Below are 24,047 nucleotides of genomic sequence, written 5' to 3'. Positions count from 1 at the left end.
GCGATAACAGTTCCTGTCTTTCTTTCTTCGCCAACTTCACTGGCGTTGCATGGCGGCCTCGACTCATCCCGCCATGATATCCGAGGCGATTATTTATTCAAGCTATTTACGGGATGTTGTACTAGCGGTGCCGGGGAGGCGCCAGAACGAATCGATGACGCCCTGAGGCGGCGCCGCTTCGTTGGAGTTTGACGCCGATGCCCCGGCGAAGGCGAGGCATTCACGGTCTGGGCGTTCCGCTCGAACTATGCCATTCTCAGCGCCACAATCAAGTCTTTTGCGATACGAGCAGATCGTTGATCAGACCGGTGTGCAGTTCGCCTGYGAGCCAGGGAGCGTAAGCCAGCATGCGCTGTAGCAACGGCAAGTTGGTTTTGACGCCAACAATGTCGGTTGCGGACAATGCCTCGCGTGCCAGCGCGATCGCTGCTTGCCGATCTGAAGCATGGACGATGATCTTGGCGATCATGGGGTCGTAGTAGGGACTGACCGTATTGCCTTCCGCATAGCCGGTCTCGACGCGAATTCCCGGGCCCGACGGCAGATGGAATACCTGCAGGGTGCCTGGCGAGGGGAAGAAGCGCACCGGATCCTCGGCGTAGATGCGCAGTTCGATAGCATGGCCCTCTACCCGAACCGGCGCGGACAGGACATCACGTAGATACTCCCCGGCGGCCAAGCGGATCTGGGCCTCGACCAGATCGATGCCGGTCACCGCTTCAGTCACAGCGTGCTCAACTTGCAGGCGGGTGTTCATCTCAAGAAAACTGTAGCTACCATCGCTGCCGCGCAGCATCTCGACCGTACCGATGACGTCGTAGCCCAGCTTGCCCAGCAGACGGGCCACCCGGTTGGCGATCTCGTCCGCTTCGCCGGGCGGCAGGGCCGGCGCACACGCTTCCTCGATGACTTTCTGGTGACGGCGCTGCACCGAGCAATCGCGCTCAAACAGATGGCGAGCGTTCCCGTGCCGGTCGGCCAGAATCTGGAATTCGATATGCCGTGGCCGTTCGAAGAGTTGCTCGAGATAGACATCGCCGTTGCCGAAGCTGCGTTGGGCCAAGGCCCGTGCGCGCGTCACCGCCTCGACCAGCGAGGTGGGGTCCTGCGCGGCGACCATGCCGATACCGCCGCCACCGCCGGCGGGCTTCACCAGCACCGGGTAGCCCACGGCTGCGCCGGCTGCTTCAATATCTCGGGGATCTTCGCCGACCACTTCAGAGGACCGGCACATTGGCATGCCATGCTCGGCCATCAGCGTACGCGCCCGCGTCTTATGGCCCATGGCATCGATCCAGTGCGGGCTCGGGCCGATGAACGTCAGTCCGGCAGCCTCCACGCTTCTCGCAAAGCCTGCATTTTCGGACAGAAAGCCGTATCCGGGATGCACGGCATCGGCGCGCGAGCGGCGCATCACGTCGAACAGGGCGCCTTCGTTTAGATAGCTTTGCACTGCCGGCCCTGGGCCAATGCAGTAAGCTTCATCCGCCTGTTGGACGTAAGGAAAATCGCGGTCGGCTTCGGAGTAGACTACGACCGAGCGCAGCCCCATTCGTTGCAGGGTGCGCAGCACGCGGGCAGCCACGGCCCCCCGGTTGGCAATCAGTACGGTTCGCATGGATTGGTCTCCTTTAGTAGCTGGTGGGCCAGGTGCGCATGAGGTGCTGACCCACGCCTCCAGTGAGCCGCAGCCGGTGTACTTCGAGCAAGCGCGACAGCGTTTGGCGCGTATCGACCGGGTTAATGACCATGTGCGCCGAGTAAGCTGCGCCCATGTCCCAGGCGGAGGTGTCGCTCTCCATCTGGCGCAGGAGGGTGGCGTAGAGTTCGGGGTCATCTTCTTGCTTCACGCCATGCACGATAGTGACGCCAGAACGCGGGTCCATGAAATTGACTTCGGCGGATACCCAGGCAATCAACTCGTCGGCATTACCGGCGCCGCCCATGTTGAGCACGGCCTGACCATACGATTTGCGCATAATGATGGCAATCTTCGGCACAGTGACCAGCGAGAGGGCATTCATCCAGTTCATCACCCTGCCGACGGCGCCGCGGCGCTCGCCTTCGATGCCGATCAGGAATCCCGGCTGGTCAGTCATGAAGACCAACGGAATATTGAACGAATCGCACAGCACCATGAAGCTGGTTGCCTTGTTGCACGCGTCGACATCGATAGCGCCGCCTTTGGCGATCGGATTATTGGCGATGACCCCCACACTTCGACCGTCGATGCGGGCCAGTGCCGTCACCACCGACTTGCCGTAGCGGGCCTTCAGTTCGAACATGCTGCCCTTGTCGACGATCAGCGGAATGATCTTGCGCACGTCGTAGACCCGAGTGCGGGACTCGGGAACGATGTCGAGGATGCGATGCGCTTCATTGCCAGAGCCTGCGGGCACCGGGTGCACCGGGGGGGCTTCGTTGTGGTGGCTGGGCAGGTAGGACAGAAAGCGTTTGACCGCATCCAGAGCCTCTTCATCTGTATCGGCTGCCATGTCCACAAGGCCCGATACGCCAGTCAGCATCTCCCATCCGCCCAAAGCCTCAGGATCGACTTCCTCGCCGATCGCCATTGAGGTGAGCTTGACACTGGACACGGCCATGACGGCGCCCTTGCGCATGACCGAAAAATCCGCCAACGCTGCATACCAGCTTGATGAGCCATAACAATGTCCGAGCACGGCGGAGGCCCACGGGGTCTCACGAGTGCGCAGGTATTGCGTTGGACGGTCGCCTGAGCCAATGCCGCGTGCGCCCATGGTATCGGGCATGCGAGCGCCAGTGGACTCGCCGAGAAAGACCATTGGCAGGCCGCGCCGGGTCGCCATGGATTTCATATGCGCGATCTTGTTGCCATTGACAGTGCTGCTCGACGCGCCAAGCACCGTGAAATCATTCGAAACCAGGGCGACGTCGCGGCCATCCAGGCGCGCGTAACCAGCGATCTTGCCATCGGCGGGGGATCGGTCGCGGACCTCGGGCCGGTACGATGTGGCAAGCAGGCCAGATTCCAGGAAGCTGCCCGCGTCCACCAGGTAATCAATGCGCTCGCGTGCGTTCATGACGCCTGCGGCTTTGCGGTGTGCAAGCTTTTCCTGGCCACCCATCTGCCGGGCGCGCGCCTCGCGTTGTGAGAGTTCGTCGATCAGCGATTCGAATGCCATTCCTGTGTCTCCCCTGTTGCTCATCGTTTGAAAAGTGCCGGGTTTGCTGCGACGAACCGGCTGGCGGAGGCGCCTTCGGTGACCAGCAGTGCGGCCAGTTCCGCCGGAGTCGACGCCTCAAGCTGGTAGCCCTCGCTGGTCAGTTGCCTGTTGATCGCGGGATCCTCGACAAACTGCCGGGACAGGGCAGCCATGCGCGAGATAATCCGCTCCGGCGTTCCAGCGGGAGCGAATACGCCGTACCAGTTCGAGAAAACCGCGTCAGACATGCCGCTCTCCTTCAGAGTCGGCACATCGGGGAACGCCGCGCTGCGCGTTGCCGAACTGACCGCAAGCGGCCGCAGCTTGCTACCGCGCACGAATGGGGCCAGTACCGGTACGTTGGCAATCACCATATCCACCTGCCCACCTATGGCATCGCCGGAGGCCTGCGCGCCCCCCTTGTAAGGAACATGGTTAAGGCGGATCTTCGAGCCTGAGTTGAGCAACCCTACCTGCAGTACTAGCGAGGCGCTGGAGATCGAGTAGCGCTCGGGATTGCCGCGGGCCAGCGTGATCATGTCCGTGATACTTGACGCCGCAAAATTGTTGTTTGCGGCGATCAGGCACGGCACGCGGGTCAGCAGGCTTACCGGCGCCAGTTCCTTCTGTGGGTCGAATGTCGGAACGGGGCCGGTAAACCGGTTGGTAGCCAGGCCGTCGATGCCGATCAGGAATGTATAGCCGTCCGGCTCGGCCTTGGCGACTAGCTCGCTGCCGATGTTGGTTGAGGCGCCCGGGCGGTTCTCCACCACCACGGCCTGCGCGAGCTTCTTGCGCAGGAACTCCGCATACTCGCGTGCCAGCCTGTCATTGGTTCCGCCTGGCGCGTATGGCACGACAAGACGAATAGGCTTCGCTGGCCAGTCCTGCGCGGCTACGTGTCCCGTTACCAGGCTGGCAACGATCAGTGCTGCAAGTCCCCACAATCGCATCCTCATGTTGGTGTCTCCCAGGTGGTGAAAGCCAGCGTAGAAATGGCGTCACATAATGTCAAGTTACTTTACTAATGCAGCGTGCTACCTCCGTGTGTGTCGTCCTGCGGCACCACGCTCCGGGCCGCGAAAGATCTTTACATCAACCGATGCAAAATGGTCTGTCGCTCGTGAACCAGAAGCTGGCCGGCTGTCGTTTCGTAACGGTTCTCTGTATCGAAGACCAGCATGCGCTCTCCGCGACGGCCTGTCCTGCACCGCACGCCGGCCAGCCGACTGCTTGCCTGAACAATGTCACCCGGCCTCGCCAGAGCGTGAATGCAAGCGGTGGTGCCACCATTGAGCAACCCTTGGGGCGCCAGGCTGAAGCGTTTGGCAAACGTGCGGCCGACCTCGCATACCGCTTCGCGTCCCAATGCGCCTGGCTCCGTGTCGAGTTCATGCGCACCTGCCGGCCAGGACATCGCGTGCACCGGAAACAGGGCGGGAGCGACCAGGCCGCCGTGGACGCTGCTGCGCGCGGCGTGGGGATCGTGGTGATACGCGGGCAAGCCCATCACTGCTTCGGCGAATAGGCGCAAGCGGCCGGCTTCCACTGGGTTGAAGGAAACAATATGCTCGATCTCCGTGCCGATGTGGCGTCGGATCGATGCCGGCACATTTTCGTCGACGCCTTGCGATGCAATGCCCATTTGCAGTGGCTCGCGCGGCTCGATATAAAGCGTCGGAAGCGTTTGCGGTTTGTCAGCGTTGCTGACGGGCAGCAGAACCGTGGCAGTGCCTTCGGTGGTCGCGCTTCCAGTATCCACGTTGAACAGGTGCAGGTCGAGATGCACCGCAGTCACCCTTGCCTGGTGCTCCACAGCGCGAACCTTTCCTTCGCCGCGCAGCCGCTGGCCGACCAGGTCGGGACTACGGAAGCGGCAGGCAAGCCGCCACAGCCAGCTGTGTTCTCCATAAGCGCTTGTGGCGAGTTGCGCAAGGAACTGCTGCTTCAGCGCGCCGTTGATGACCGTGTCGGGAAGGTCTGCAACGTCCCGGGCATAGGCCCGGTCATAATGGATCTTGTCCCAGTTTTCCTGGGCGGCGCACCAGCGGACGATGTGGCTCGATGTGAGCGCGCCCTTATCGAGCGTCGGTAGGGCGGTACCGGGGCGAGAATATTCTGCGGACATTCTGTCAACCTGCTTTACCATGTGCACGCGTCAATCGGTTTCTGGAGATTCGATGATCGGTAACAAGCAACTCGCACGGTTGCAACGTTCGCGGCAACGTGGCTTGAGCCGATTGCTTCTGCTGGCGCGGCGCAACTTCCTCGCCCGCGTGTCGGCGTCACTCGAGGGCTCTGGCCTGCCGGCCGTGCCGGATGCCTGCGTGATGGTGCTGCCCTACATCGACCTGGACGGTACACGCAGTACCGTGATCGCCCAGCGCGCCGGTACCACGCGGCAGGCCGTCTCGCAGGTGGTGGCCACGCTTGAGCAACTGGGCCTGGTCAGAAAGCACGTCGACGAGGCGGATGCGCGCGCGTTGATCGTCGCCTTCACGCCCGCTGGACTGGACTACCTTGTGCAAATGCATGCCGTGATCGATCGGATTGAGCAGGAGATTGCGCAGAGCATTGGCAACCGCGAAATGGAAATCGTACGCCGCACACTGGAGCTGATGGCGTACGGCGGGCAGGACGGATGAGGCTGTTCCGGCCGCGCGCTGCACGCCATCGTTGCGCTAAGGCCGGACGCCAGGTTTCAGCTTCGGCCCAAGCGTGGTCTTCAAGGCAATTTGCGCCGCATCGATGAACCGGCTCAGGGTGTAGCGGGTTTCGCGCGGGTCGATGATGTCTTCCACGCCAAAGGCTTCCGCGGTGCGGTAGGGCGAAGCGAGCTGGCGCAGCCGGTGCTCGATCTCGCGTTCCTTGGCCGCTGGATCCGGCGCATCAGCGATCTCCCGGCGAAATGCCGCAGCCACACCACCTTCGATCGGCAGAGACCCCCATTCCGCAGTCGGCCATGCCAGCTTGAGTCCCAAGCCATTCTTGTCAGTCGCGGCCATGCCGGCCATGCCGTAACACTTGCGGATCACAACCGTGGCGATTGGCACAGTGGCCTGAAGACTCACGAAGACGCTGCGCATACCTTCCCGCAAGGTACCTTGCGCTTCGGCATCGCGGCCCACCATGAAGCCTGGCACATCCACCAGGAAGACCAGCGGGATATGGAAGGTGTCGCAGAGTTCGATGAAATGCGTTTGCTTGCGTGCAGCTTTGGCATCGATAGCGCCGCCATAGGCCATGGGGTTGCTGGCCACTACGCCTACCACCTTGCCGTTGAGCCGCGTCAGGCACGTGATCACGGCTTTGCCATAAGTGGGCTGAATCTCGAAGAGAGTGCCGCGGTCGAAGACCATGCGGATGATCTTGCGCATGTCATAGGCCTTGCGGCGATCGGTCGGCACGATCGTCGCGAGTGCCTCGTCCCGTCGGTCGACGGGATCGTCGCAGGCGGTGACAGGCGGGAGTTCCCACACATTCTGCGGCATGTACGACAGGTAGCGCCGGATCATCTCGAAGCAGTCCGCCTCGCTGTCGACGGCGTTGTCGACCGCTCCAGCCAGGTCGACGGCAATCTTTGCGCCCCCCAGCTCGTCCTTGGAAATTTCTTGGCCGAGCGAGCGCTTCACCACCGGTGGTCCGGCTGCGAAGATCTGGCTGGTGCCGTTGACCATGACCGACCAGTGCGAAAGGATGGCCCGCCCCGCCGGCCCGCCTGCCGCGGTTCCCAGCACGGCACATACCACGGGGACTTGGCCGAGCAGTGCCGCGGAGGTTTCAAAGCCATGAACTCCCGGGAAGACGGTATGGCCGCGCTTCTGCGCGGAGGTGACACTACCACCCACTCCATCGATGAGATTGACCAATGGAATCTTGTAGTGGAGGGCGAGTTCCTCCACGAATCCGCCCTGTCCGCCTTTCTTGCGGTCGCCGCTCCAGCTTGCGCCGCCCCTGACGGTGTAGTCCTCGCCGCCGATGGCGACCGGCCGGCCGTCCACCGTTGCCAGGCCCATCACATACGGCGCGGGCGTGACCTTGACCAGCACGCCGTTCTCGTCGTAGTGGCCCTGGCCAGTCAGCCGGCCGACCTCATGGAACGAGTTGGCATCCGCGAGCGCATCGATGCGCTCGCGCACGGTCAGCTTTCCGGCGGCATGATGCCGCTCGACGGCCTCGGAGCCGCCCAGCGCAAGGCTAAACTCGCGTCGCCGCTCGAGCTCGAGAAGGTCTTCCGAGGGAATTGTTTGACTCATGTCCATCGCCATCTCCTCAGGCCGGTTCGACCACGGCAAGTATTTGTCCCTCGGCGATGGATTCGCCCTCCTTGACCAGCACCTCGGAAACCTTACCTGCGTGCGTGGCTTCGACCGGGATCTCCATCTTCATGGATTCAATGATGAAGAGCACGTCGCCTTCATCCACGGTCTGCCCCGATGCGCATTCGCATTTCCACACCGAACCGACCACTTCAGATTTCACATTGACACTCATGAGTCCATCCTTTTCTTTCGGCAGAGAGAAAGTACAGAGGTTGGGAATTCCGGGATCAACGGGCCAGCTGCTCGTCGAAGATGACGCCCCGTGAGTGCAGGCCCGCCAGTGATTCCGCGCTCATGCCGAGCATGCGGCGCAGCACCGCTGCCGTGTCGGCGCCGGTGTCGCGGCCCAGCGTGTCCACATGGCCTGGCGTATCGGACAGGCGCGGCGTCACGTTCGGCACCGCCACCATGCCAAGCCGGTCATGGGGCCGGCGCGTGATGGTTTCACGAGCGCGGAAGTGCGGGTCGGCGAAGACATCGTCGATGTTGTAGATCTTCGCGTGCGGAATATCGTGTGCGGCCAGCAGGCGGTGAGCTTCCTCATAGCTGCGTGCGCCGACCCATTCCTGCACCAGGGCATCCACTTCATCGCTGTGCTGGCTGCGCAGCCGGTTGCTGACGTAGCGCGGGTCGTCTGCCAGCCCGGGAGCGCCAAGTGCGGTGCACAGGCGGCGGAAGATAGGATCGGCCAATGCTGCCACGTGGATGAAGCAGCCATCGGCTGACTGGTACAGGTTGTTAGGGCTGGAGCCTGGCAGGCGCGATCCGGCACGCTCCGCGACCACCCCGAGCTGGTCGTAGGCCATCACATGGGGTTCCATAAAGCTGAACGCGCATTCCGCCAAGGCGGTGTCTACGATCTGGCCCTTGCCGGTGCGGTGCCGAGCCTCCAGTGCAAGCATGCCGCCGAAAGCGCCATACAGTCCGGTGACGTAGTCCGACAGGGAGGTGGCCACGCGTGCCGGCGGCCGGTCCGGATCGCCCGTGATGGAACGGAGCCCGCTGAGGGCTTCGCCGATGACGCCGTAGCCTGGTTGCCGGCTGTACGGGCCATCCTGGCCGTAGCCACTGATGCGGATCATAATGAGGCCGGGATTGGACGCGCTCAGCGCCTCGTAAGACAGGCCCCAACGCTCCAGCGTGCCGGGCCGGAAGTTCTCGATGACGAAGTCTGCCTTGTCCACCAGCTGGCGCAGCAGCGATTGCCCCTCCTCGTTGCGCAGGTCAACCGAGATCAGTTCCTTGTTGCGGAACATCGACAGGGCGTAAAGCGAAACGCCGTCCTTGTGGCTGCCCATCGAGCGCAGGGCATCACCGTCAGGCGTTTCTACCTTGATGACACTGGCACCGAAATCCGCCAGCAGCCTGCCGCAGAATGGGCCGGCGACGGTGGATCCCAGTTCAATCACCGTGTAGCCGGAGAGGGGCTTGAGGCTTGCATCACGTTGCATGTCGGGACTCTCTGGAGCGCATCACTGGGGGGCGGTTACGTTGGCGGTCCTGACGACATCGCGCCACAACGCCACCTCCTTGTGCAGCATGTCGCGGAATCCCGCAACGCTACCGCCGCTCAGGTCGAGGCCACCGGCGGACTGCAGCCGCTGCCGTAACTCCGGGGAGGATTTGAGCAAGTCGTTGAATTCGCGGTTGACTCGCGCCACAATCTCCGGCGGCATGTCTTTCGGACCCATAAGGCCGAAGAACAGGCTGCCGTCGTAACCTTGCAGGCCGGCTTCTGCGAATGTCGGGACGTCTGGCGCAAGTGGGGAACGTGCCTGGCTTGAAATGGCGAGCGCACGGACGCGCTTGGCCTGGATGTTCGGCGCAGCGAGCAGGATGGTATCGGTCACCATATCAATCTCGCCGCCGAGTAGCGCGGCAATTGCCTGCGCGTTGCCCCGGTACGGCACGTGCGTGTACGACGTGCCGGTGAGCGTCGCCATATACTCGGTGGTGAGGTGGGTGGAGCCTCCTACGCCGGACGAGCCATAGTTGACTTTCTTCGGATGGCTACGCGCATAAGCGAGGAATTCCGCCAGGGATTTGGCGGGAAAGCCGTTGTTCACCAACAGGACGGTTGGCAGGCGGCCAATCAGCACGATGGGCGTGAGGTCCTTCTCAATATTGAACGAAAGCTTGGGGTAGACCGCCGGGTTGACGGCAATGGCACTGGAAACTGTCAGCAGGGTGTAGCCATCGGGTGCAGCGCGCGCGACCGCTTCAGCGGCTAAGCTGCCGCCTACTCCGGTCTTGTTTTCCACCACGATCGACTGGCCGAGTCGCTCCGAGAGGTGCTGCGCCACTACGCGCGCCACAATGTCCGTCGCACTGCCTGCGGAAAAGCCGACATACATCTTGATGGGGCGGCTCGGGTACTTGTCTTGCGCATGTGCCGGCGCGGGGGAAAGGGCCAGCCCGGCGAGCGCCAGAGCGGCTGCGCCTACGGCGCGATGGACGAACGACAGCATCGGGCAGGTCTCCTTTTCATTTTTATGGTCTTCTAGTGGTCAAACAATAAACTTGCGGTATTTGCTGAGATACTCCGCGGCTTCGCGCAGGCTTTGCCGGCGAATCGCCTCAGCTTTCTCTGCGTCGCGCTCCCGAAGCGCGGCCAGCACTGCCCTGTGGTGGGCCAAGCCCAGCTTGGCTCGGCCAGGCAGCACGATGGCGCGGCGAATCACCGCCTGCGTGCGCTCCATAATGGAATCCAGCATGCCTTGGATAATGGGATTCCCGGCGTTCTTGACGACGCGCTGCCGGAAGCGGTCGTAGCCATCCAGGTAGAAGTCGAAGTCGCCATTGTCCAGCGCGGTTTCCATCGGGGCGCCGAACAGTTCAATCAGGTCGTCCCATTCGCCAGGGGGAGCGAGTTGCGCGGCGAGCCGTACGCTCATGCCTTCGAGCGCCTCACGCGCACAGTAGATCTGCAGGATCTGTTCGAAGCTGATGCGGGTTACGATCGCCCCCCGGTTTGGAATCCTCTCAACCAGCCCGTGCTGTTCCAGCGCAGCAAACGCCTCGCGGATGCGCGGGCGCGTCGTGCCAAATTCCTGCGCCAGCTCTTGCTCAACCAGTTTCGTTCCCGGCAATAGATCGTGCCGTGCGATGCGCGCGCGCAGCTCCGCCGCGACGTCTATCGGGGAGGTTGCCTTTGCCGGGCCTCGGTCGGCTTTCTGGCCCGGTTCTTCCTGCTTACGGATGGTTCTTGCTGCCACGCTCATTAGTGCTCACCTCGTTATGTTGGATCAACTATAGGTCGCCACTCTGGAACAGTAAACCAATTTGTAATCTAGTTTGTAATCCAACTTGGTTACATAGCAGGATGCGCGGTGGGAAGAGCCTTTCTACGTGTTGGGCGCCAAGTGTTGCCGATCATTAATTCCGGCGGACCTTTGCGAAGCTTGACCGTTACGCACGGCATCCAGCGCAACCACGCACTGACGTGGACAGCGCTCGCTCCGCGGTGCGTACCTTTTGCCGAAGAAGAATGCAATTAATCGCCAGGATTTCTGACCCAACCTTAAACTGGGGTTTGGCAACACGGGGCCACCTGCCAGCGGAGCGCTGCGCGAATGTTCCGAGGGGGTGCCTGCACCGAAGTCCAACGGACCCGTATCCTGCTTCGTGTGGGTTTGCTCCACGGTCACCTGTTCCGGCACATCACGGCCACGCAGATGCTGGAGAACGGGGCGGACCTGCGCTTCATCCAGGCGATGCTGGGGCATGCGGAGCTGTCGACCACGCAGATCTATACCCACGTGGCGATCCGGCAATTGCAGCAGGTGCATGCGACGACGCATCCGGGTGTCAGCCGGCGGCGTGAGGCGGATGGCGAGGGCGGTGAGAGTGCCGGTCTTGATCAGCCCGATGTCGAAGCGGTGCTGTGGGCGGCGTTGGCCGACGAGCGCGACGATTAGGATCCCCGCGTGCCCCGGGTTGCTTGCCGGATTCTATCCATGGTACTCAGTGCTATATTTAGCTAAATAAGACTAGGGCGTGCATGCGACTCTTTACCACCCGGCTGTTCGACAGTGGGCAGCCAAAGAAGGGGTGACCGATGCTGTGTTGCGCGTGGCAGTCGCGGAAATGGCACAGGGCCTCGTGGAGGCGGATCTCGGTGGCCACGTGTACAAGAAGCGGGTGGGGTTGCCGGGTCGCGGAAAGCGCGGCGGTGCCCGCACCCTGCTGGCATTCCGGATTGGGGACCGGGCGGTCTTCCTCTACGGTTACGCCAAGAATGAGCGGGACAACATTGACGCGCAGGAACTCAAGGCGCTGAAGCGGTTGGCCGCCGAGGTGCTGGGTTGGACTGAGGCCCAGTTGGACGTGGCCCTGGCGCAGGGCAAACTGATCGAGGTGGTGAACCATGGCTAGCAAATTGTTGAAGACCCTGAATGAGACCGCGCGGGACTTCGCGGACGTTGGGCTCATCGATGCCCAGACCATGCGCGAGTTCGACGCGCTGTGCCTGCCGCCGGTGCGGGACTACACGGCCGACGAGATCAAGGCGCTGCGGCTGCGCACGCGTGCCAGCCAGGCTGTGTTCGCGGCCTACCTGAACACCAGCCCGACGACCGTCCAGAAATGGGAGCAGGGACAGAAGCACCCGAGTGGCCCGTCGTTGAAACTGTTGAACCTGGTTGAGCGCAAGGGCCTGGAGGCCCTCGCCTGAGCCGCTGACAGCGGGATGATCGGCGGGGCAGGCCACCGTCATCATTGAAGCCCTACCTCCCTACCCACCACCATCCCTCTCCCTGGCGCATTGCGAGGCCGTGCTCGCCAATTGATCTGAAGCGCCGCCTCCCTTCATTCCTTAGCTGCCTACCCCTAAAAACGCACATCGGGGCCGTTTGCGCCAAACGGCCCGGAACTGCCATGTGTCGCTGCCTGCAAAGCCCTGCGACATAACGCGGGGAGTGGCCAAACGCAGGGGGGAAATGCGTCAGGAAAGGCCACGTACTGGGTCGAGCCATCGAAGTAGCGCCAGGCTTGCTAGTGCAGTTCCGGTTGGAGGCAGCAGGCATTCCGGTCACCGGCCTGTGCACGCACACCGCGCCGCAAGGGCGCGATCAGCCCAGTGCTCGCGGCGCTTAGAATTCGGCGGATTTCATGCTGATGTCATGCGAAAACTTGAGCGAAGTGATGCGCGTCTACCGTAAAGCGCCGAATGAGCATTGGAACTGCTTCGCCACGCTGCAAATGCGCGCCGTTTGCGGATGAGTCACACGGTTCGTCCCCAAGCCGGTCGCCCACGAGTGAAGGGCTGGAACCGGAAGTCGGGCGCAACGACTCTTGGCCCCGTGGGTGCCTGGCGCTTAGGCTGGGCAGAGCTGGATCTCAACAGTTTATTCAGACATAGCCTTATGAATCCCGGGGATCCATCTCATCGAGGCTACGGGCGTGCTTCGGCTAACGTGACACCCATTAGTCGGCCAAAGAAGATCCGCTGACGCGGACCCCAGCCCCGACGCTCTGATCGGCGACGGCCTTGCATCGAACCAAGCAGCTCCGCGAGCGGTCATCAATTATCGTGGTGGCGCTTGGTCGGCGCACGAACCCCGCGCCAACGGCTCGGCACCCTCATCACAGATCAGATCAGTTGGGCTTCGGCGTGGTCGCGGGGCGAGATAACGCTCGCGCCGCACGCTGTGCTTGCAGTCCCTGCGCCCGGGTCGCATCGGCCGGTGCAACGTGTCCCGCTGCCTGCCCCGTCAAATCTAAGCGCGCGGCACCTTCCACCAGGCAGGTCCAGTAGCGCGTGCCGCGGCACCAGGTGCGGATTGCATCGCGCAACACCGACTCCGTCAGGCCAAGTTCCTGCACGTGCGGGACGAGATCCTCAAAGATGCCGATCTTGAGCGGCACCTTGGGCGCAGGATTCTTCGGAAAGGTTTGCGGGAACCGTTTCTGCAATTTCACGATGGCTTGCAGCACCGGATCGACGGGCTTAATGGGTTTTGCTGGGCGGGCCGAAGCCTTCGGGGGGGCGCGACGCGCCTTGGCCGGTGGCGCGGCCTTGGCTTGCTTTGCCAGTTGTTCCTTCAGTGCCGCCAGTTGTTCGAAGCCCATCGCGCCCAGCCATTAAATACGAGCTGAGATTGTAGCAGTCCCTCGCAATTCGCCGTGCCACCCACGCCGCCGCGCGGCATTGGCCAAGCCGGGCGTCCTGGTCAAGGCGAGCGAGCACCCGTCATCCTTCGCGCGTCCAGCCGATCTGGTGCCGTTCCTGTGTGGCCTGATGGCGGACATCGTCCTCCGTATGCAGGTAGGCACTGGTGGTCGATATGGAAGCGTGTCCGAAATTGTCCCTCACAAACCGCAGGTCCACTTGCTGGTCGGTCATGTGCGACCCCGCGGTATGGCGCAACCAGTGTTGGACCAGGACGAGTGGTCGCGCTGGATGGCTGAAAACGAACTGATCTTCCGCCGCACACTGATGGAAGACTGCGGCGTCGTGGTCACTACCCGTTTCCGCGGGGTGTCCGAGCCAGCACCTAAGGACACACCGCTGTTCGTGACTCGTGTTGTTGGGAAGGTGGCGGAAGAAAACGAGAGCTACGGAGCCTGCACGCTTGAAGAGGCGCTGGAGCAACATGAACTGCTAGTGCAGAAACTCATTCGCGCATTGCGCGCCGCTCATCGCTAGATTGAGCCAGGATTTGAGCCGGCGCGAAGGTGTTCGGAATCCATCTCCGCTTGCCTCAAGGCATTCCTGCCGCCCATGGCAAAACGGCGCACCTGAGCGGTACGCCGTTGGAAAATTCACAATCTCGTTGGAAATTCCGCGTCATGAAACGGGATGTTTTCCATAAGTTCTTGCCCCCGGCGGAAATAAGAGGAAGGGCCAGCAGGGGGGCTAGCCCTAACGTGTCCACCCAATCCGGTGGTGTTCCTGCGTGGCCTCATGGCGCGCATCGTCCTCCGTATGCAGATAAGCGCTGGTCGTGGCGATGGAAGCATGCCAGAAATTGTCCCGCACAAAGCGCAGGTCGACCTGCTGGTCCGTCATATGCGACCCCGCCGTGTGGCGCAACCAGTGCGCCGACGCGCTGGCCAGTACCGCGGCCCGGCTTTCCCACTCGGGGCCGCGCGCGCAGGCGCTCGGCAGCCATCCCGAACACCTCCTTCAGCACCAGGTGCAGCGCGCCGCGTGACAAGGGTTTTTCCTTGCCGATGATCGGCTGCTTCGACGCGAACTAGCTCAAATCTGCAATCTGCTTGTTTTGCGGATCGAATTGACCGGGTTGCTCAGTCTTGCGACCTTCATCTGGTTGTTCACTCTGGCGCTTTCTCGATGTTGTCGAGCGCTTTTTCGGGGCCAGAGGTACGGGGGCGTACTTCATGAGTGCCTTGTCGTTGCTTATGGTCTGCTGTTAGTTTAAGAATACGCTTTTGCGACTAGATTCCCAACAAGGGTTACTCAACTGGTGGGCGCCCGACCAACTCCCTGCCAGTTGCGCCCACTGCCGAGGAAATGGCCCTCCCTGTACTTCGATGCGCTCACTTATCGCCGCGACGCCAGGTGGCCGAGAAGGATCCATAATACGAAATCAGCATTCCTGGGCTGAAGGCACATGAGCCGATTAACGCAGGTGTTGCTTGAATATCACGAACGCAGCAAGCATCGTATCAACCGCTACGCTCCCGGCCCCGGAGGGCTCGACTGGGCAACCCAGCCAGACCCGTTCCGGGCGTTTCAAGGCACACCGCGGATTGCTCTGCCATTGGTCGCGGACACATTGGCCGCACGCTACAACGAGCTGCGCTGCGGCACTCTGCCTCCCGCGCAAAGATTCAGTCTTCGTACCGTGGCAATCCTGTTTGAACTTTCACTCGGCCTGTCAGCGTGCAAATCCTCCGGTGCTCAGCGATGGTCACTGCGCTGCAATCCTTCGAGCGGGAATCTGCATCCGACCGAGGGCTATCTTTTGTGTCCGGCTCTGCCTGGCTTGGCTGGCGGGGTCTACCATTACCTGAGCCGCGACCATGTACTTGAGCATCGCGCTGAAGTGGATGATCCTCGATGGACCGAGGCGTTTGCAGGCGGCGGTATCCTGGTCGGCATCAGCTCGATTCACTGGCGCGAGGCGTGGAAATACGGAATGCGCGCATGGCGCTACTGCCAGCATGACTGCGGCCATGCTATCGCGGCAGTGAGTTACGCCGCGGCAGCTCTCGGCTGGCAGACGCGGCTGGTGGAGGCGGCTGCGGATGACGCGCTGGCCGCATTGCTTGGATTGAACCGCCGCGAGGATTTTGGACCGGCCGAACCAGAGGTGCCGGATGCCCTGCTTTGGATCGGGAATCTTGAAGCACAGCCGGACCCTGGGTGCCTGCAGGCTGCTTTGGATAAGGCGCACTGGTACGGATACGCGAATCAACTAAGCACGGGACATGAGAGTTGGCCGGACATCGATTCGATCCATCGCGCCACGCACAAGTCTCGTACTCGCGAACCGAGCTCGCTAGATCCGGAGCCGCAACTGTGGTCCGCGACGCCCGCCCTTGATCTGAGCTTTGCCCGAATCGCTCGGCAGCGCCGCAGCGCTGTGAGTTTCGATGGTACGACGCGCATCACCGCCGCGGCTTTTTTCGCCATGCTGGCATGCCTGTTGGTACGTAGCGATGCGCCACCGTGGAATACGCTGATGTCTCCAGTCGCGGTGCATCCGGCGCTATTGGTGCACCGCGTAGACGATCTGGAGCCGGGCCTGTATGTGCTAGTGAGACATTCCGGGGCGCTGCCTAGCCTCAAGCAGGCTATGCGCCCAGAATGGCTGTGGCAAAAGACTGGACCGGTCCATCTGCCGCTCTATTTTCTGCTGCCTTACGATTTACGCGCGGTGGCAAAGTTGATCTGTTGTCACCAGGACATCGCCGCCGATTCCTGCTTTGCGCTGGGAATGCTCGCAAATTTCGAAATCGCCCTGAAGCAACCATGGCGATATCGCCATCTTTTCTGGGAATGCGGCATCCTTGGCCAGGCGCTCTATCTTGAAGCCGAAGCATCCGGAGCGCGCGCTACGGGAATTGGCTGTTTTTTCGATGATGAAATGCACGCCATGCTGGGAATCAAGGATCACGCTTGGCAAAGCCTGTATCACTTTACCGTCGGGGGCGCCGTGGTCGATCAGCGCTTGTCTACATTTGCACCGTATGAGGTTCAGCCTTGATTCGAAAGTGCTACGTTCCAATTCGTGGGACAGGCACCTTGGCAAACTGAAAGCACCGCCGTCCAGGCAGCGAGCACGGTGGTATCCGCTATGGGAGCGTTGCACAAATGGCGAGCAACGCTACAACTTATACCACTACAAGTGGAGCCTCTAACGTCTCTCTTTGGAGGTACCGCGATGACAGAATGGCAAACTAGTGCTAATCCGCGACGCGCCGACCGGGGGGTACTGAAATGCAGGTAGATCCGAAGCTTCGCCCCTGGTGGCTTGATACGCTCACGGCCGGGACGGCGGACCTCGCCGCAGCCGCCACGGGCTTGTCAGGTGCGCAAGCCCAAGCCCGGCTCGCCAAATACGGACCAAACGTGTTCCGCGAGCGGCGGGGACAATCGCTGCTGCTGCAGTACTTCACCCGCTTCAAGAATCCGCTTGTCATCATCCTCCTCGTCGCCAGCGCGGTGTCCGCATTTACCGGGGAGCTCACAAATTTTCTTATCATCAGCCTTATCGTTCTGCTGAGCGTCACTCTGGATTTTGTCCAGGAGTACCGGGCCAACGCGGCAGCGGATAAGCTGCGGCAATCGGTTTCCGTACGGGCAAACGTAATGCGTGATGGCGAATCGCTGGAGATCCCGTTGACCCAGGTGGTGCCAGGCGACCTCGTATTGCTTTCAGCAGGGGATTTGATTCCGGCGGACGGACGAGTGCTGGAAGCATGCGACTTCTTCGTTAAGCAGGCGCTGCTCACCGGCGAATCTTACCCGGTGGAAAAGCGCCCAGGCGTCCTGTCCGATGGTGCCGTGGAACTTCAGGAGGCGACTAATGCAGTGTTCATGGGCACATCGGTGATCAGCGGCAGTGCCCGGATACTTGTGATCAAGACGGGAGTCGCCACTGCTATCGGGGAAATCGCCGACAGCATTTCGCGCCAGCCACCACCGACGTCGTTCGAACTAGGTGCCCGCCGCTTCGGCATGTTGATCATGCGGCTGACCATCCTGATGGTCATGTTTGTCCTGCTCGTGAACACCTTGTTTCACAAGCCCTGGCTAGAGTCCTTCCTGTTCGCAGTGGCCCTGGCTGTCGGTTTGACGCCGGAACTGCTACCCATGGTGGTATCGGTCACCTTGTCGCGGGGTGCGCTGCGCATGGCCGCGCGGCACATGATCGTGAAGCGTCTGGCAGCCATTCAGGACTTGGGTTCAATGGATGTCTTGTGCACAGACAAGACGGGCACGTTGACCGAAGCGAAGATCCATATGGAACGGCATGTGGATGCGGATGGCCGTCCCTGCCAACGGGTACTGGAAMTGGCCTATCTCAATAGCTTCTTCGAAACTGGATTGAAGAGCCCGCTTGACGAAGCCATTCTCGACCACCAGCATATTGCAGTCGGAAACTGGAAAAAAATCGACGAGATACCGTTCGACTTCGAGCGTCGCTGCGTCTCGGTGCTCCTGGATAACGGCGAGACACGCTGGCTGGTGGTGAAAGGCGCATCCGAAGAGATCGTGGGGCTCTGCACGCATTACGAAGCAGAAGATACCGCATGCCAGCGGCCCATAGACGAATCTGCCCTGGCCGGCATTCAAAACCAGTACCGCGCGCTGGAAAAAGAAGGTTTGCGGGTGCTGGGCATCGCCTGGCGCCAGGTGCGGCCTGATCATCCTCATGCCGTTGTGGGCGACGAAAAAGAGCTTATCCTGGCCGGGTTCGCCGCTTTCCTGGATCCCCCCAAGGAGAGCGCCGCGTCCGCCCTGGCCGCGCTCAAGAACTCCGGCGTCGCGATCAAGATCGTTACTGGTGATAGCGACCTGGTAACGCAACATGTCTGCACCCAGTTGAACATTCCGATCACGGGGCTCCTGACTGGCAAGGAGATTGCCCAGATGGATGACCATGCTCTGCGCGCCCGAGCGGAAACCGCGAATCTGTTCTGCCGAGTCAGTCCGGCGCAAAAGGACCGCGTGATCCTTGCGCTCAAGGCCCGCGGCCATGTCGTGGGCTATCTGGGCGATGGCATTAACGACGCGCCGTCCCTAAACTCCGCAGATGTCGGCTTGTCGGTGGACTCGGCCGTCGACGTTGCAAAGGAGGCGGCGGATATGATTCTCCTGAAACATGACCTGCATGTAGTCCACGCGGGCGTTCTGGAGGGACGACGTACCTTTGGCAATATCATGAAGTACATCATGATGGGGACCAGTTCTAACTTCGGCAACATGTTCAGCATGGCCGGCGCCTCGTTGTTCCTGCCTTTCCTACCGATGCTGCCGACACAGATCCTGCTCAACAACATACTCTACGACATATCGGAAGTCCCAATTCCACTCGACGAAGTGGACGCCGTGGAAATTGTTGCCCCCCATGTGCTGGACTTGAATTTCATCCGCGACTTCATGCTGGTGATCGGCCCGATCAGCTCGCTTTTCGATTTTCTGACCTTCTACATCTTGATGGCCGTTTTGCAGGCGAACGAGCGGCAGTTTCAGACCGGCTGGTTCATTGAGTCGCTATGCACCCAGGTGCTGGTGATTTTTGTAATCCGCACTCGTGGCAATCCCCTCAAGAGCCATGCCCATCCTCTGTTGACGGCAACGTCGCTAGCGGTTGTGACCGTCGCGGTAGCGTTGCCGTTTACACCAATGGGATCGCACTTCGGATTTGTGCCACCACCTGTGCGCTTCTATTTCATTCTCGGTGCCATGGTGGTTGCATACCTGTTTCTCGTCGAGTTGGCCAAGCAGGGCTTCTATCGATGGTCAGCGGCGGCGAGGCGTCCGCGCAGATCTGCCACCTTGGTTTAGTCCGCTAGCCCGCGGGGTCAAGAGCAGTAGTTCGGCGCCCCTTGCGGGGCTTCCGGTGGTGGTGCGGTATTGCGCGTACACTCAAAATACAGGGACCATCATCGGAGGTACATCATGATCCATCACAACGATGAGCCTACTTTCCGTGGACTGCCATTGACCGCCGGACAAGACTCGGAAGTCCGGCACTACATAAAGAAGAAGACTCAGTTGGGTGATCCATGGGACACATCGGAACTGGCGGCGATGCTCGAAGACATGCTGCTGCCACCCGGCACGGAGGACGACAACCAGGGCGACTCCGCCATGGATACGCAGGCCGCCGCAGAGCGCGCCGCCACGTTCGTCAATCAGTCCATGGAGCCGATCGAGGCCTATGAGGAATGGAAGGCCGCCATGGAAATCGAGAGCATGAAGGGAAACAAGTGTTGATGCGCAACCGACCACGGAGCCGGTAGCAGCGGCCGACGAGCGCAGACGATCTCTTCTGAACCATCCGACACGCCCGGCGGCGGTCACTGGCCGCCTGGTGTTGTTGATGCTTTTACTCAACCTTGAACCGCCGTTTATGCGCGGTTTTACACCGCCGTCAACACCATCGAGACTCTGCTATTGCAAATGATCGATGACGAGGGCGGACCGCTCATCTGGCCACGCATCAGCGAGACCGAACGGAAGGCCTTCGATACCACTTCTCGGAAGCTCTATCGCTTCCTCCTGCGGGTTCAAGAACCGTAGTCACGTCAAGAAAACGACCCACAGATTTCCCCGACCAACCTTTATATCTAATCGCCGCCTTACGGCGTCGGGCCAAGAAAATTCCGCGTTTGCTCGCGGCAGACGCTGCCGTATAGTTGGTCAGGCAACAAGGGCCAACAGCGCCAGGGTAATCGCTCCTGACGTTTTTCTGATAGGGAGCGAGGAATCTATATGACGCACGCGCAGCAATCCGGACAATGGCAGGCCGCCGTCTGCTCGCTACTTAGCAAGCAACTGGGTCAGGATGCCGAGGAATATGTCGTGGAGGCCTTTGTCAAGAAGGGAGTTGCTATTGCGGGGATTCGCCGCAAGCGTGATGGTCATTGGCATAGGCACACGATCGGGCACGCCGTTGCTGACAAAGCCCAGCAGGAGGCTTCCATCGAATTGGCGTTTGAGGCGCTGCATAAAGCACTGCAAGCCGACAAAGGGGCCATGCGCAATTGGGTTACCCAAGCGCAATTGGGCGATCTTGTCGGCAAAAAGATGACGGAGACACACGTCTGAGCCCCGGGGCACCCGTGAGCGTGTCCGTACTGGGCTTGCAGGCCATGCAGGGTGCGGCTGGCGCTTGCCGGCCGCTTGTCATGTGTACCGAGCATGTCCAACAGCTCGGGGGTGCAAGTCCCCTATCCAACCTGATGGTGGTGAAGGATTAGCGAAGCGCAAGGGCGTCACCGCGAGGTGGGGTCTGAAGGAAGCGTGGAGCAAAGCCACGACCTGACGAACAGAAACCGGATGTGAGGCCTACCCGGCTGGACGAGCGAGCATGTGATCGCAAAGTCCATAGCCAGCGCAGGCGCTCGGCGGCCATCCCGAACACCTCCTTCAGTACCAGATGCAGCGCGCCGCGCGACAAGGGCTTTTCCTTGCCGATGATCGGCAGCACGATGGGGCGCGCCTCGCCCGGCAACGGCATCGGTGGCAGGCCGTACGCGTCGCGATAGCGCGCCAGTTCCACGATCAGTTCGTCCGTGGCGGGCACCAGCCGCGTCTTGTTGCCCTTGCCATAGAAGCGATCTGYAACAACAGCACCGTAAAGAGCCAGCGGCAGCGCGCCGCGTGCAGCCGCTCGCGCTCGGTGGCGGTGCCGTTCGCACCCGGCATCGCCTCGATCGTATCCCTGACCACCTGCCACAGCGCGTGGCTGAGGTAGCGCGTGACCCGCGGCTTGGACTGGTCGCGCCGGCTGCGTGGCCAGGGACAGCGGGTTGCCGGCGAGGTAGCCAGCGTCCACCAGCTAGGTGAACAGCGTATTGAGGATCACCATCGCATGCCGCGCGCTGGCCCGGGGAGAGCGAGCCGGCAAACGACCGCCAGTCCGGTGCGCCATACACGAGCTTCTTGCGCGACGTCATGACCCAGCGCCAGGCGGGTTGCGGATCGCCGAGGAAGCGCTCGTACCGCAGCACGTCCTCATGGGTGAGCGACGAAAGCAGCTTGCCCTGCTGCAGGACGGCCCACAGCAGCAAGCGCTCGACCTCGCGCCGATCGGTCCGCCGGGTGGCGGGGGGTGTCGGTATAGCGCGCCAGCCAGGCGGTGACGGCGGCCAGATCGTCGGTGGCCGAAATCTGCGAGATAGCGCGCGGCGGGCAGGCGCAGGCGCTCGGTGAAGGTGGCCAGCAGGGCGGCGAGGGGGCTTCCATGGATGAGGCGGTTGTCACTGAGTGGATGCGGCCATAACTCTAGACAGAAGCGTCGTTATGTCTAACTTAAGATACAAAAAGTTATATATGAAACGTATTACGTAGTAATATTTGTGAAATTCCTACGGGGTTTTCGCCTAGCCGTGACCGCCAGCCCTCCCGATAGTCCCGCTCGCCCGCCGGTCGACGCCGCTGCCGAGGCCACCCTCGCCGCCGAGGTGGCCGCCCTGCGCACCCAATTCCCCGAGACCCGCGCGCTCTACCGCGAGGTCTGCGGACTGCTCTTTTTCCGCTACGGCATCACCCCCACCGCCAACAAGCTCTATCAACTGGTGCGCAAGGGCAGCATGGGCACGCCGACCGAGGTGCTGGCGCAGTTCTGGACCGACCTGCGCGACAAGATGCGCGTGACCATTGACCACCCCGGGCTGCCGGACGCGCTCAAGGCGATCGCCGCCCATGCCGTGCAATCGATCTGGCAGGCCGCCAACGAGGCGGCCACCGGCGAGCTGGCCGCCTTGCGGGCCGAGGCACGGCTGCAGGCCAGCGAAGCCGAGGCCCAGCGCGACCACGCGCGCGCCGCGGTGGTGGTGGCCGAGCAGGAGACCGCCGCCGTCCAGGCCGACTTCGATGCCGCCCAGCAGGCGCGCGCGGCGCTCCAGGGCGAACTGGAGGCCGCGCGCCAGGCCCTCGCGGCCGCCCAGGCGCGTCAGGAGGAAGGCACGCGTCAGCTCGCAGCGCTGGAGCGGCAACTGCAGGCGCTACGTACCCAATTCTCGACCGAGCTGGAGCACACCCGCGAGCAGGTTGCCGTCGCCCAGGAGCGGGCCAGCGCCACCGAACGCCGCGCGCTGCGCGAGATCGACCAGGAACGCACGCTGCGCCAGAAGGGCGAGCAGGCGGCGGCGGACCTGCGCACCGACTTGGCGGCCGGGCAGGCGAGGGCGCAAGCCGCCGCCGTGGCCGGTGCCGAGGCGCGGGCGCGCTTGCAGGCCGAGCGCGACACGCTCGACCGGCAACTGGCGCAGGCCCAGCACGCGCTCGGACAAGGGCAGGCGGCACAAGACGCGCTGCGGGCCGAACTGGACGCGGCGCTGCGGCGGGCCGAGCGCGCCCAGGCGGAGGCCGTTGCGGCGCGCCATCTGGCGCCGGCCCGACGTCGGGCGCCGGCGATCAAAACCAAGTTCAGGCCGGGGCCGGCTTGAGGGTGGGGCGCCGAAAGGGGTCGGATGGCATTTATCCACCGCGCAAGGGGGACAAGCCTGTGGACAAGCCGCGCGGGGGCCGAGTGCCGACGGCGTCAACGGATTTGATTAAAATTTAAGCAAAGAGAGCGGGACACGCCTTCCCGGTGGCGCCACGCCGGATCGCTCGCCCCCCTAGATCTGTTCACCAACATTATGTCGATCGAAATCGAGCGCGCCGAAGCGATTACCTGGATCCGCATCCAGATGGCCCAGCACGGCCTCACCCTGGCCCAGCTGCAGGCGGCCGGCTGTTTTACGGAGCCGCCACTGGCGACGTTGCCCGGCGCGGTGCGCTATCGCAACGCGCACGGACAGGGCTGGGATGGCCACGGCGCCATGCCGGACTGGCTGCAGCGGGCGGTCAACGCCGGGCAGAGCGTGGAGCATTTCCGGATAACCGCGACGAAGCCATAGCCGACCACCGTCGCAGCGCCGGGGGCATCTTTCCGCGCGAAATCTGGCACTCACGCGGTGGTCGCGCCGGCCCGTGCCCCAGCCGCGGCGGCGCCGACCATGCCCGTTCCCGTTTTCTACACCCCGCGCCATCTGGCGAGCAGGCGGCCATGGACGCCCGCGGAATCGGCGACGAACGCAGGACAATCACTGCGCTGTTCGCCCACGTGACCGGCTCAACGGCGTTGGGTTTGAGTCGCCCGCTAACGTAGGCGGGGCTTGGGAGAGATCTCTTTCGAGTGCGAACCACGAAGTCAAAACCCGGCGCGTGCCGTCCTGAACCTGCCAGGCGAAAACCAACAGAGCAACACCGGAGTCTTTGCTATCACGCGACACGCTGGGCCGCCCATCGGCGAGCGGGACGCCGAGCGTCAGCCCCACGCGGCCACGCAGGCGCGCAAGGAAAAGGCAAGCGTGCGCGCAAGGAAAAGGCAAGCGTCGGATCGATGTACTC

Annotated in this window: 22 protein-coding genes and 3 pseudogenes; 11 read left to right on the top strand and 14 right to left on the bottom strand. The window is 62.2% G+C overall.

What is annotated here, in order from left to right; genetic code table 11:
• Positions 1 to 268: 268 nt before the first annotated feature.
• The 4 genes from AC1DK4_RS38920 to AC1DK4_RS38905 form a co-directional block, all read right to left on the bottom strand.
• Positions 269 to 1,618, bottom strand: a complete 1,350-nt coding sequence (locus AC1DK4_RS38920; RefSeq protein ID WP_477132192.1) for an acetyl-CoA carboxylase biotin carboxylase subunit — start codon at positions 1,616 to 1,618, stop codon at positions 269 to 271.
• Positions 1,619 to 1,631: 13 nt separating this feature from the next.
• Complete coding sequence (locus tag AC1DK4_RS38915) at positions 1,632 to 3,164, bottom strand: acyl-CoA carboxylase subunit beta (RefSeq protein WP_441623757.1); 1,533 nt, start codon at positions 3,162 to 3,164, stop codon at positions 1,632 to 1,634.
• 20 nt (positions 3,165 to 3,184) lie between these two features.
• A complete protein-coding gene (locus tag AC1DK4_RS38910; protein ID WP_441623755.1) occupies positions 3,185 to 4,144 on the bottom strand; it encodes a Bug family tripartite tricarboxylate transporter substrate binding protein in 960 nt (319 codons plus the stop codon).
• Between the two features lie 131 nt (positions 4,145 to 4,275).
• Positions 4,276 to 5,313: an FAS1-like dehydratase domain-containing protein gene (locus AC1DK4_RS38905; protein ID WP_441623754.1), complete on the bottom strand. Its 1,038-nt coding sequence runs from the start codon at positions 5,311 to 5,313 to the stop codon at positions 4,276 to 4,278.
• Between the two features lie 52 nt (positions 5,314 to 5,365).
• On the opposite strand from AC1DK4_RS38905, the gene AC1DK4_RS38900 reads away from it, so the two are divergent.
• Positions 5,366 to 5,830, top strand: coding sequence for a MarR family winged helix-turn-helix transcriptional regulator (locus AC1DK4_RS38900; RefSeq protein WP_441623752.1), 465 nt, complete (start codon positions 5,366 to 5,368; stop codon positions 5,828 to 5,830).
• A gap of 36 nt (positions 5,831 to 5,866) precedes the next feature.
• Here AC1DK4_RS38900 and AC1DK4_RS38895 read toward each other — a convergent pair whose 3' ends face one another.
• Genes AC1DK4_RS38895 through AC1DK4_RS38875 form a run of 5 tightly spaced genes read right to left on the bottom strand, consistent with a single transcriptional unit; the run spans position 5,867 to position 10,728 of the window.
• On the bottom strand, positions 5,867 to 7,447 hold the full coding sequence (locus AC1DK4_RS38895; protein ID WP_441623750.1) for an acyl-CoA carboxylase subunit beta: 1,581 nt from the start codon (positions 7,445 to 7,447) through the stop codon (positions 5,867 to 5,869).
• Positions 7,448 to 7,457: 10 nt separating this feature from the next.
• Positions 7,458 to 7,679, bottom strand: a complete 222-nt coding sequence (locus AC1DK4_RS38890; RefSeq protein ID WP_441623749.1) for a biotin/lipoyl-binding carrier protein — start codon at positions 7,677 to 7,679, stop codon at positions 7,458 to 7,460.
• A gap of 55 nt (positions 7,680 to 7,734) precedes the next feature.
• Entirely contained in the window at positions 7,735 to 8,958 is a 1,224-nt protein-coding gene (locus AC1DK4_RS38885; protein ID WP_441623747.1) for a CaiB/BaiF CoA transferase family protein, read from the bottom strand.
• Positions 8,959 to 8,979: 21 nt separating this feature from the next.
• On the bottom strand, positions 8,980 to 9,975 hold the full coding sequence (locus tag AC1DK4_RS38880; protein ID WP_441623745.1) for a Bug family tripartite tricarboxylate transporter substrate binding protein: 996 nt from the start codon (positions 9,973 to 9,975) through the stop codon (positions 8,980 to 8,982).
• 39 nt (positions 9,976 to 10,014) lie between these two features.
• On the bottom strand, positions 10,015 to 10,728 hold the full coding sequence (locus AC1DK4_RS38875) for a GntR family transcriptional regulator (RefSeq protein WP_441623743.1): 714 nt from the start codon (positions 10,726 to 10,728) through the stop codon (positions 10,015 to 10,017).
• A 351-nt stretch (positions 10,729 to 11,079) separates the two neighbouring features.
• On the opposite strand from AC1DK4_RS38875, the gene AC1DK4_RS38870 reads away from it, so the two are divergent.
• The 3 genes from AC1DK4_RS38870 (at position 11,080) to AC1DK4_RS38860 (ending at position 12,179) form a co-directional block, all read left to right on the top strand.
• On the top strand, positions 11,080 to 11,424 hold the full coding sequence (locus AC1DK4_RS38870) for a tyrosine-type recombinase/integrase (RefSeq protein WP_441623742.1): 345 nt from the start codon (positions 11,080 to 11,082) through the stop codon (positions 11,422 to 11,424).
• A 79-nt stretch (positions 11,425 to 11,503) separates the two neighbouring features.
• Positions 11,504 to 11,881: a type II toxin-antitoxin system RelE/ParE family toxin gene (locus AC1DK4_RS38865; RefSeq protein ID WP_441623740.1), complete on the top strand. Its 378-nt coding sequence runs from the start codon at positions 11,504 to 11,506 to the stop codon at positions 11,879 to 11,881.
• A complete protein-coding gene (locus AC1DK4_RS38860) occupies positions 11,874 to 12,179 on the top strand; it encodes a helix-turn-helix domain-containing protein (protein WP_441623738.1) in 306 nt (101 codons plus the stop codon). Before AC1DK4_RS38865 ends, AC1DK4_RS38860 begins: the two co-directional genes overlap by 8 nt.
• A 923-nt stretch (positions 12,180 to 13,102) precedes the next feature.
• Here AC1DK4_RS38860 and AC1DK4_RS38855 read toward each other — a convergent pair.
• Together AC1DK4_RS38855 and AC1DK4_RS38850 are read right to left on the bottom strand one after the other, a co-directional pair.
• Positions 13,103 to 13,576, bottom strand: coding sequence for a ProQ/FinO family protein (locus AC1DK4_RS38855; protein ID WP_441623737.1), 474 nt, complete (start codon positions 13,574 to 13,576; stop codon positions 13,103 to 13,105).
• Between the two features lie 121 nt (positions 13,577 to 13,697).
• Positions 13,698 to 13,880 (bottom strand): annotated as a pseudogene (locus tag AC1DK4_RS38850) (tyrosine-type recombinase/integrase); the annotation flags it as partial.
• On the opposite strand from AC1DK4_RS38850, the gene AC1DK4_RS38845 reads away from it, so the two are divergent.
• On the top strand, positions 13,866 to 14,153 hold the full coding sequence (locus tag AC1DK4_RS38845; RefSeq protein ID WP_477132193.1) for a hypothetical protein: 288 nt from the start codon (positions 13,866 to 13,868) through the stop codon (positions 14,151 to 14,153). The pseudogene AC1DK4_RS38850 and the gene AC1DK4_RS38845 overlap by 15 nt on opposite strands.
• A gap of 216 nt (positions 14,154 to 14,369) precedes the next feature.
• On the opposite strand, the pseudogene AC1DK4_RS38840 reads toward AC1DK4_RS38845, so the two are convergent.
• Together AC1DK4_RS38840 and AC1DK4_RS38835 are read right to left on the bottom strand one after the other, a co-directional pair.
• Positions 14,370 to 14,673: pseudogene (locus tag AC1DK4_RS38840) on the bottom strand (tyrosine-type recombinase/integrase); the annotation flags it as partial.
• 30 nt (positions 14,674 to 14,703) lie between these two features.
• On the bottom strand, positions 14,704 to 14,850 hold the full coding sequence (locus tag AC1DK4_RS38835) for a hypothetical protein (RefSeq protein ID WP_441623734.1): 147 nt from the start codon (positions 14,848 to 14,850) through the stop codon (positions 14,704 to 14,706).
• 231 nt (positions 14,851 to 15,081) lie between these two features.
• Between AC1DK4_RS38835 and AC1DK4_RS38830 the strand changes: the two genes are divergently transcribed.
• The 4 genes from AC1DK4_RS38830 (at position 15,082) to AC1DK4_RS38815 (ending at position 20,753) form a co-directional block, all read left to right on the top strand.
• Positions 15,082 to 16,680: a SagB/ThcOx family dehydrogenase gene (locus tag AC1DK4_RS38830; RefSeq protein ID WP_441623732.1), complete on the top strand. Its 1,599-nt coding sequence runs from the start codon at positions 15,082 to 15,084 to the stop codon at positions 16,678 to 16,680.
• 233 nt (positions 16,681 to 16,913) lie between these two features.
• Positions 16,914 to 19,487 (top strand): magnesium-translocating P-type ATPase, encoded by a 2,574-nt coding sequence (mgtA, locus tag AC1DK4_RS38825; RefSeq protein ID WP_477132191.1) that lies wholly within the window; start codon positions 16,914 to 16,916, stop codon positions 19,485 to 19,487.
• 114 nt (positions 19,488 to 19,601) lie between these two features.
• On the top strand, positions 19,602 to 19,919 hold the full coding sequence (locus tag AC1DK4_RS38820; protein WP_441623728.1) for a hypothetical protein: 318 nt from the start codon (positions 19,602 to 19,604) through the stop codon (positions 19,917 to 19,919).
• Positions 19,920 to 20,417: 498 nt separating this feature from the next.
• Positions 20,418 to 20,753 carry a hypothetical protein gene (locus AC1DK4_RS38815; RefSeq protein ID WP_441623727.1) on the top strand — a complete coding sequence of 112 codons (336 nt, stop codon included), beginning with the start codon at positions 20,418 to 20,420 and terminating at the stop codon, positions 20,751 to 20,753.
• Between the two features lie 286 nt (positions 20,754 to 21,039).
• Here the strand turns inward: AC1DK4_RS38815 and AC1DK4_RS38810 are convergent.
• A pseudogene (locus AC1DK4_RS38810) lies at positions 21,040 to 21,893 on the bottom strand (tyrosine-type recombinase/integrase); the annotation flags it as partial.
• A gap of 143 nt (positions 21,894 to 22,036) precedes the next feature.
• Here AC1DK4_RS38810 and AC1DK4_RS38805 point away from each other — a divergent pair.
• On the top strand, positions 22,037 to 23,098 hold the full coding sequence (locus AC1DK4_RS38805) for a DNA-binding protein (RefSeq protein WP_441623725.1): 1,062 nt from the start codon (positions 22,037 to 22,039) through the stop codon (positions 23,096 to 23,098).
• Between the two features lie 195 nt (positions 23,099 to 23,293).
• On the top strand, positions 23,294 to 23,554 hold the full coding sequence (locus AC1DK4_RS38800; protein ID WP_441623723.1) for an H-NS histone family protein: 261 nt from the start codon (positions 23,294 to 23,296) through the stop codon (positions 23,552 to 23,554).
• Positions 23,555 to 24,047 lie beyond the last annotated feature (493 nt).

Source organism: Cupriavidus sp. 05N38 (assembly GCF_056397345.1).
The sequence above is the reverse complement of the archived record's forward strand: the minus strand, read 5'-3'. Positions and strand labels throughout refer to the sequence as shown.

Coding starts and splice junctions, on each gene's coding strand:
- AC1DK4_RS38875 (WP_441623743.1), bottom strand. CDS start 10,728: ATGAGCGTGGCAGCAAGAACCATCCGTAAGCAGGAAGAACCGGGCCAG.
- AC1DK4_RS38880 (WP_441623745.1), bottom strand. CDS start 9,975: ATGCTGTCGTTCGTCCATCGCGCCGTAGGCGCAGCCGCTCTGGCGCTC.
- AC1DK4_RS38845 (WP_477132193.1), top strand. CDS start 13,866: ATGGCGCAACCAGTGTTGGACCAGGACGAGTGGTCGCGCTGGATGGCT.
- AC1DK4_RS38885 (WP_441623747.1), bottom strand. CDS start 8,958: ATGCAACGTGATGCAAGCCTCAAGCCCCTCTCCGGCTACACGGTGATT.
- AC1DK4_RS38915 (WP_441623757.1), bottom strand. CDS start 3,164: ATGGCATTCGAATCGCTGATCGACGAACTCTCACAACGCGAGGCGCGC.
- AC1DK4_RS38830 (WP_441623732.1), top strand. CDS start 15,082: ATGAGCCGATTAACGCAGGTGTTGCTTGAATATCACGAACGCAGCAAG.
- AC1DK4_RS38905 (WP_441623754.1), bottom strand. CDS start 5,313: ATGTCCGCAGAATATTCTCGCCCCGGTACCGCCCTACCGACGCTCGAT.
- AC1DK4_RS38900 (WP_441623752.1), top strand. CDS start 5,366: ATGATCGGTAACAAGCAACTCGCACGGTTGCAACGTTCGCGGCAACGT.
- AC1DK4_RS38870 (WP_441623742.1), top strand. CDS start 11,080: ATGTTCCGAGGGGGTGCCTGCACCGAAGTCCAACGGACCCGTATCCTG.
- AC1DK4_RS38815 (WP_441623727.1), top strand. CDS start 20,418: ATGACGCACGCGCAGCAATCCGGACAATGGCAGGCCGCCGTCTGCTCG.
- AC1DK4_RS38835 (WP_441623734.1), bottom strand. CDS start 14,850: ATGAAGTACGCCCCCGTACCTCTGGCCCCGAAAAAGCGCTCGACAACA.
- AC1DK4_RS38855 (WP_441623737.1), bottom strand. CDS start 13,576: ATGGGCTTCGAACAACTGGCGGCACTGAAGGAACAACTGGCAAAGCAA.
- AC1DK4_RS38895 (WP_441623750.1), bottom strand. CDS start 7,447: ATGGACATGAGTCAAACAATTCCCTCGGAAGACCTTCTCGAGCTCGAG.
- AC1DK4_RS38860 (WP_441623738.1), top strand. CDS start 11,874: ATGGCTAGCAAATTGTTGAAGACCCTGAATGAGACCGCGCGGGACTTC.
- AC1DK4_RS38820 (WP_441623728.1), top strand. CDS start 19,602: ATGATCCATCACAACGATGAGCCTACTTTCCGTGGACTGCCATTGACC.
- AC1DK4_RS38890 (WP_441623749.1), bottom strand. CDS start 7,679: ATGAGTGTCAATGTGAAATCTGAAGTGGTCGGTTCGGTGTGGAAATGC.
- AC1DK4_RS38800 (WP_441623723.1), top strand. CDS start 23,294: ATGTCGATCGAAATCGAGCGCGCCGAAGCGATTACCTGGATCCGCATC.
- AC1DK4_RS38910 (WP_441623755.1), bottom strand. CDS start 4,144: ATGAGGATGCGATTGTGGGGACTTGCAGCACTGATCGTTGCCAGCCTG.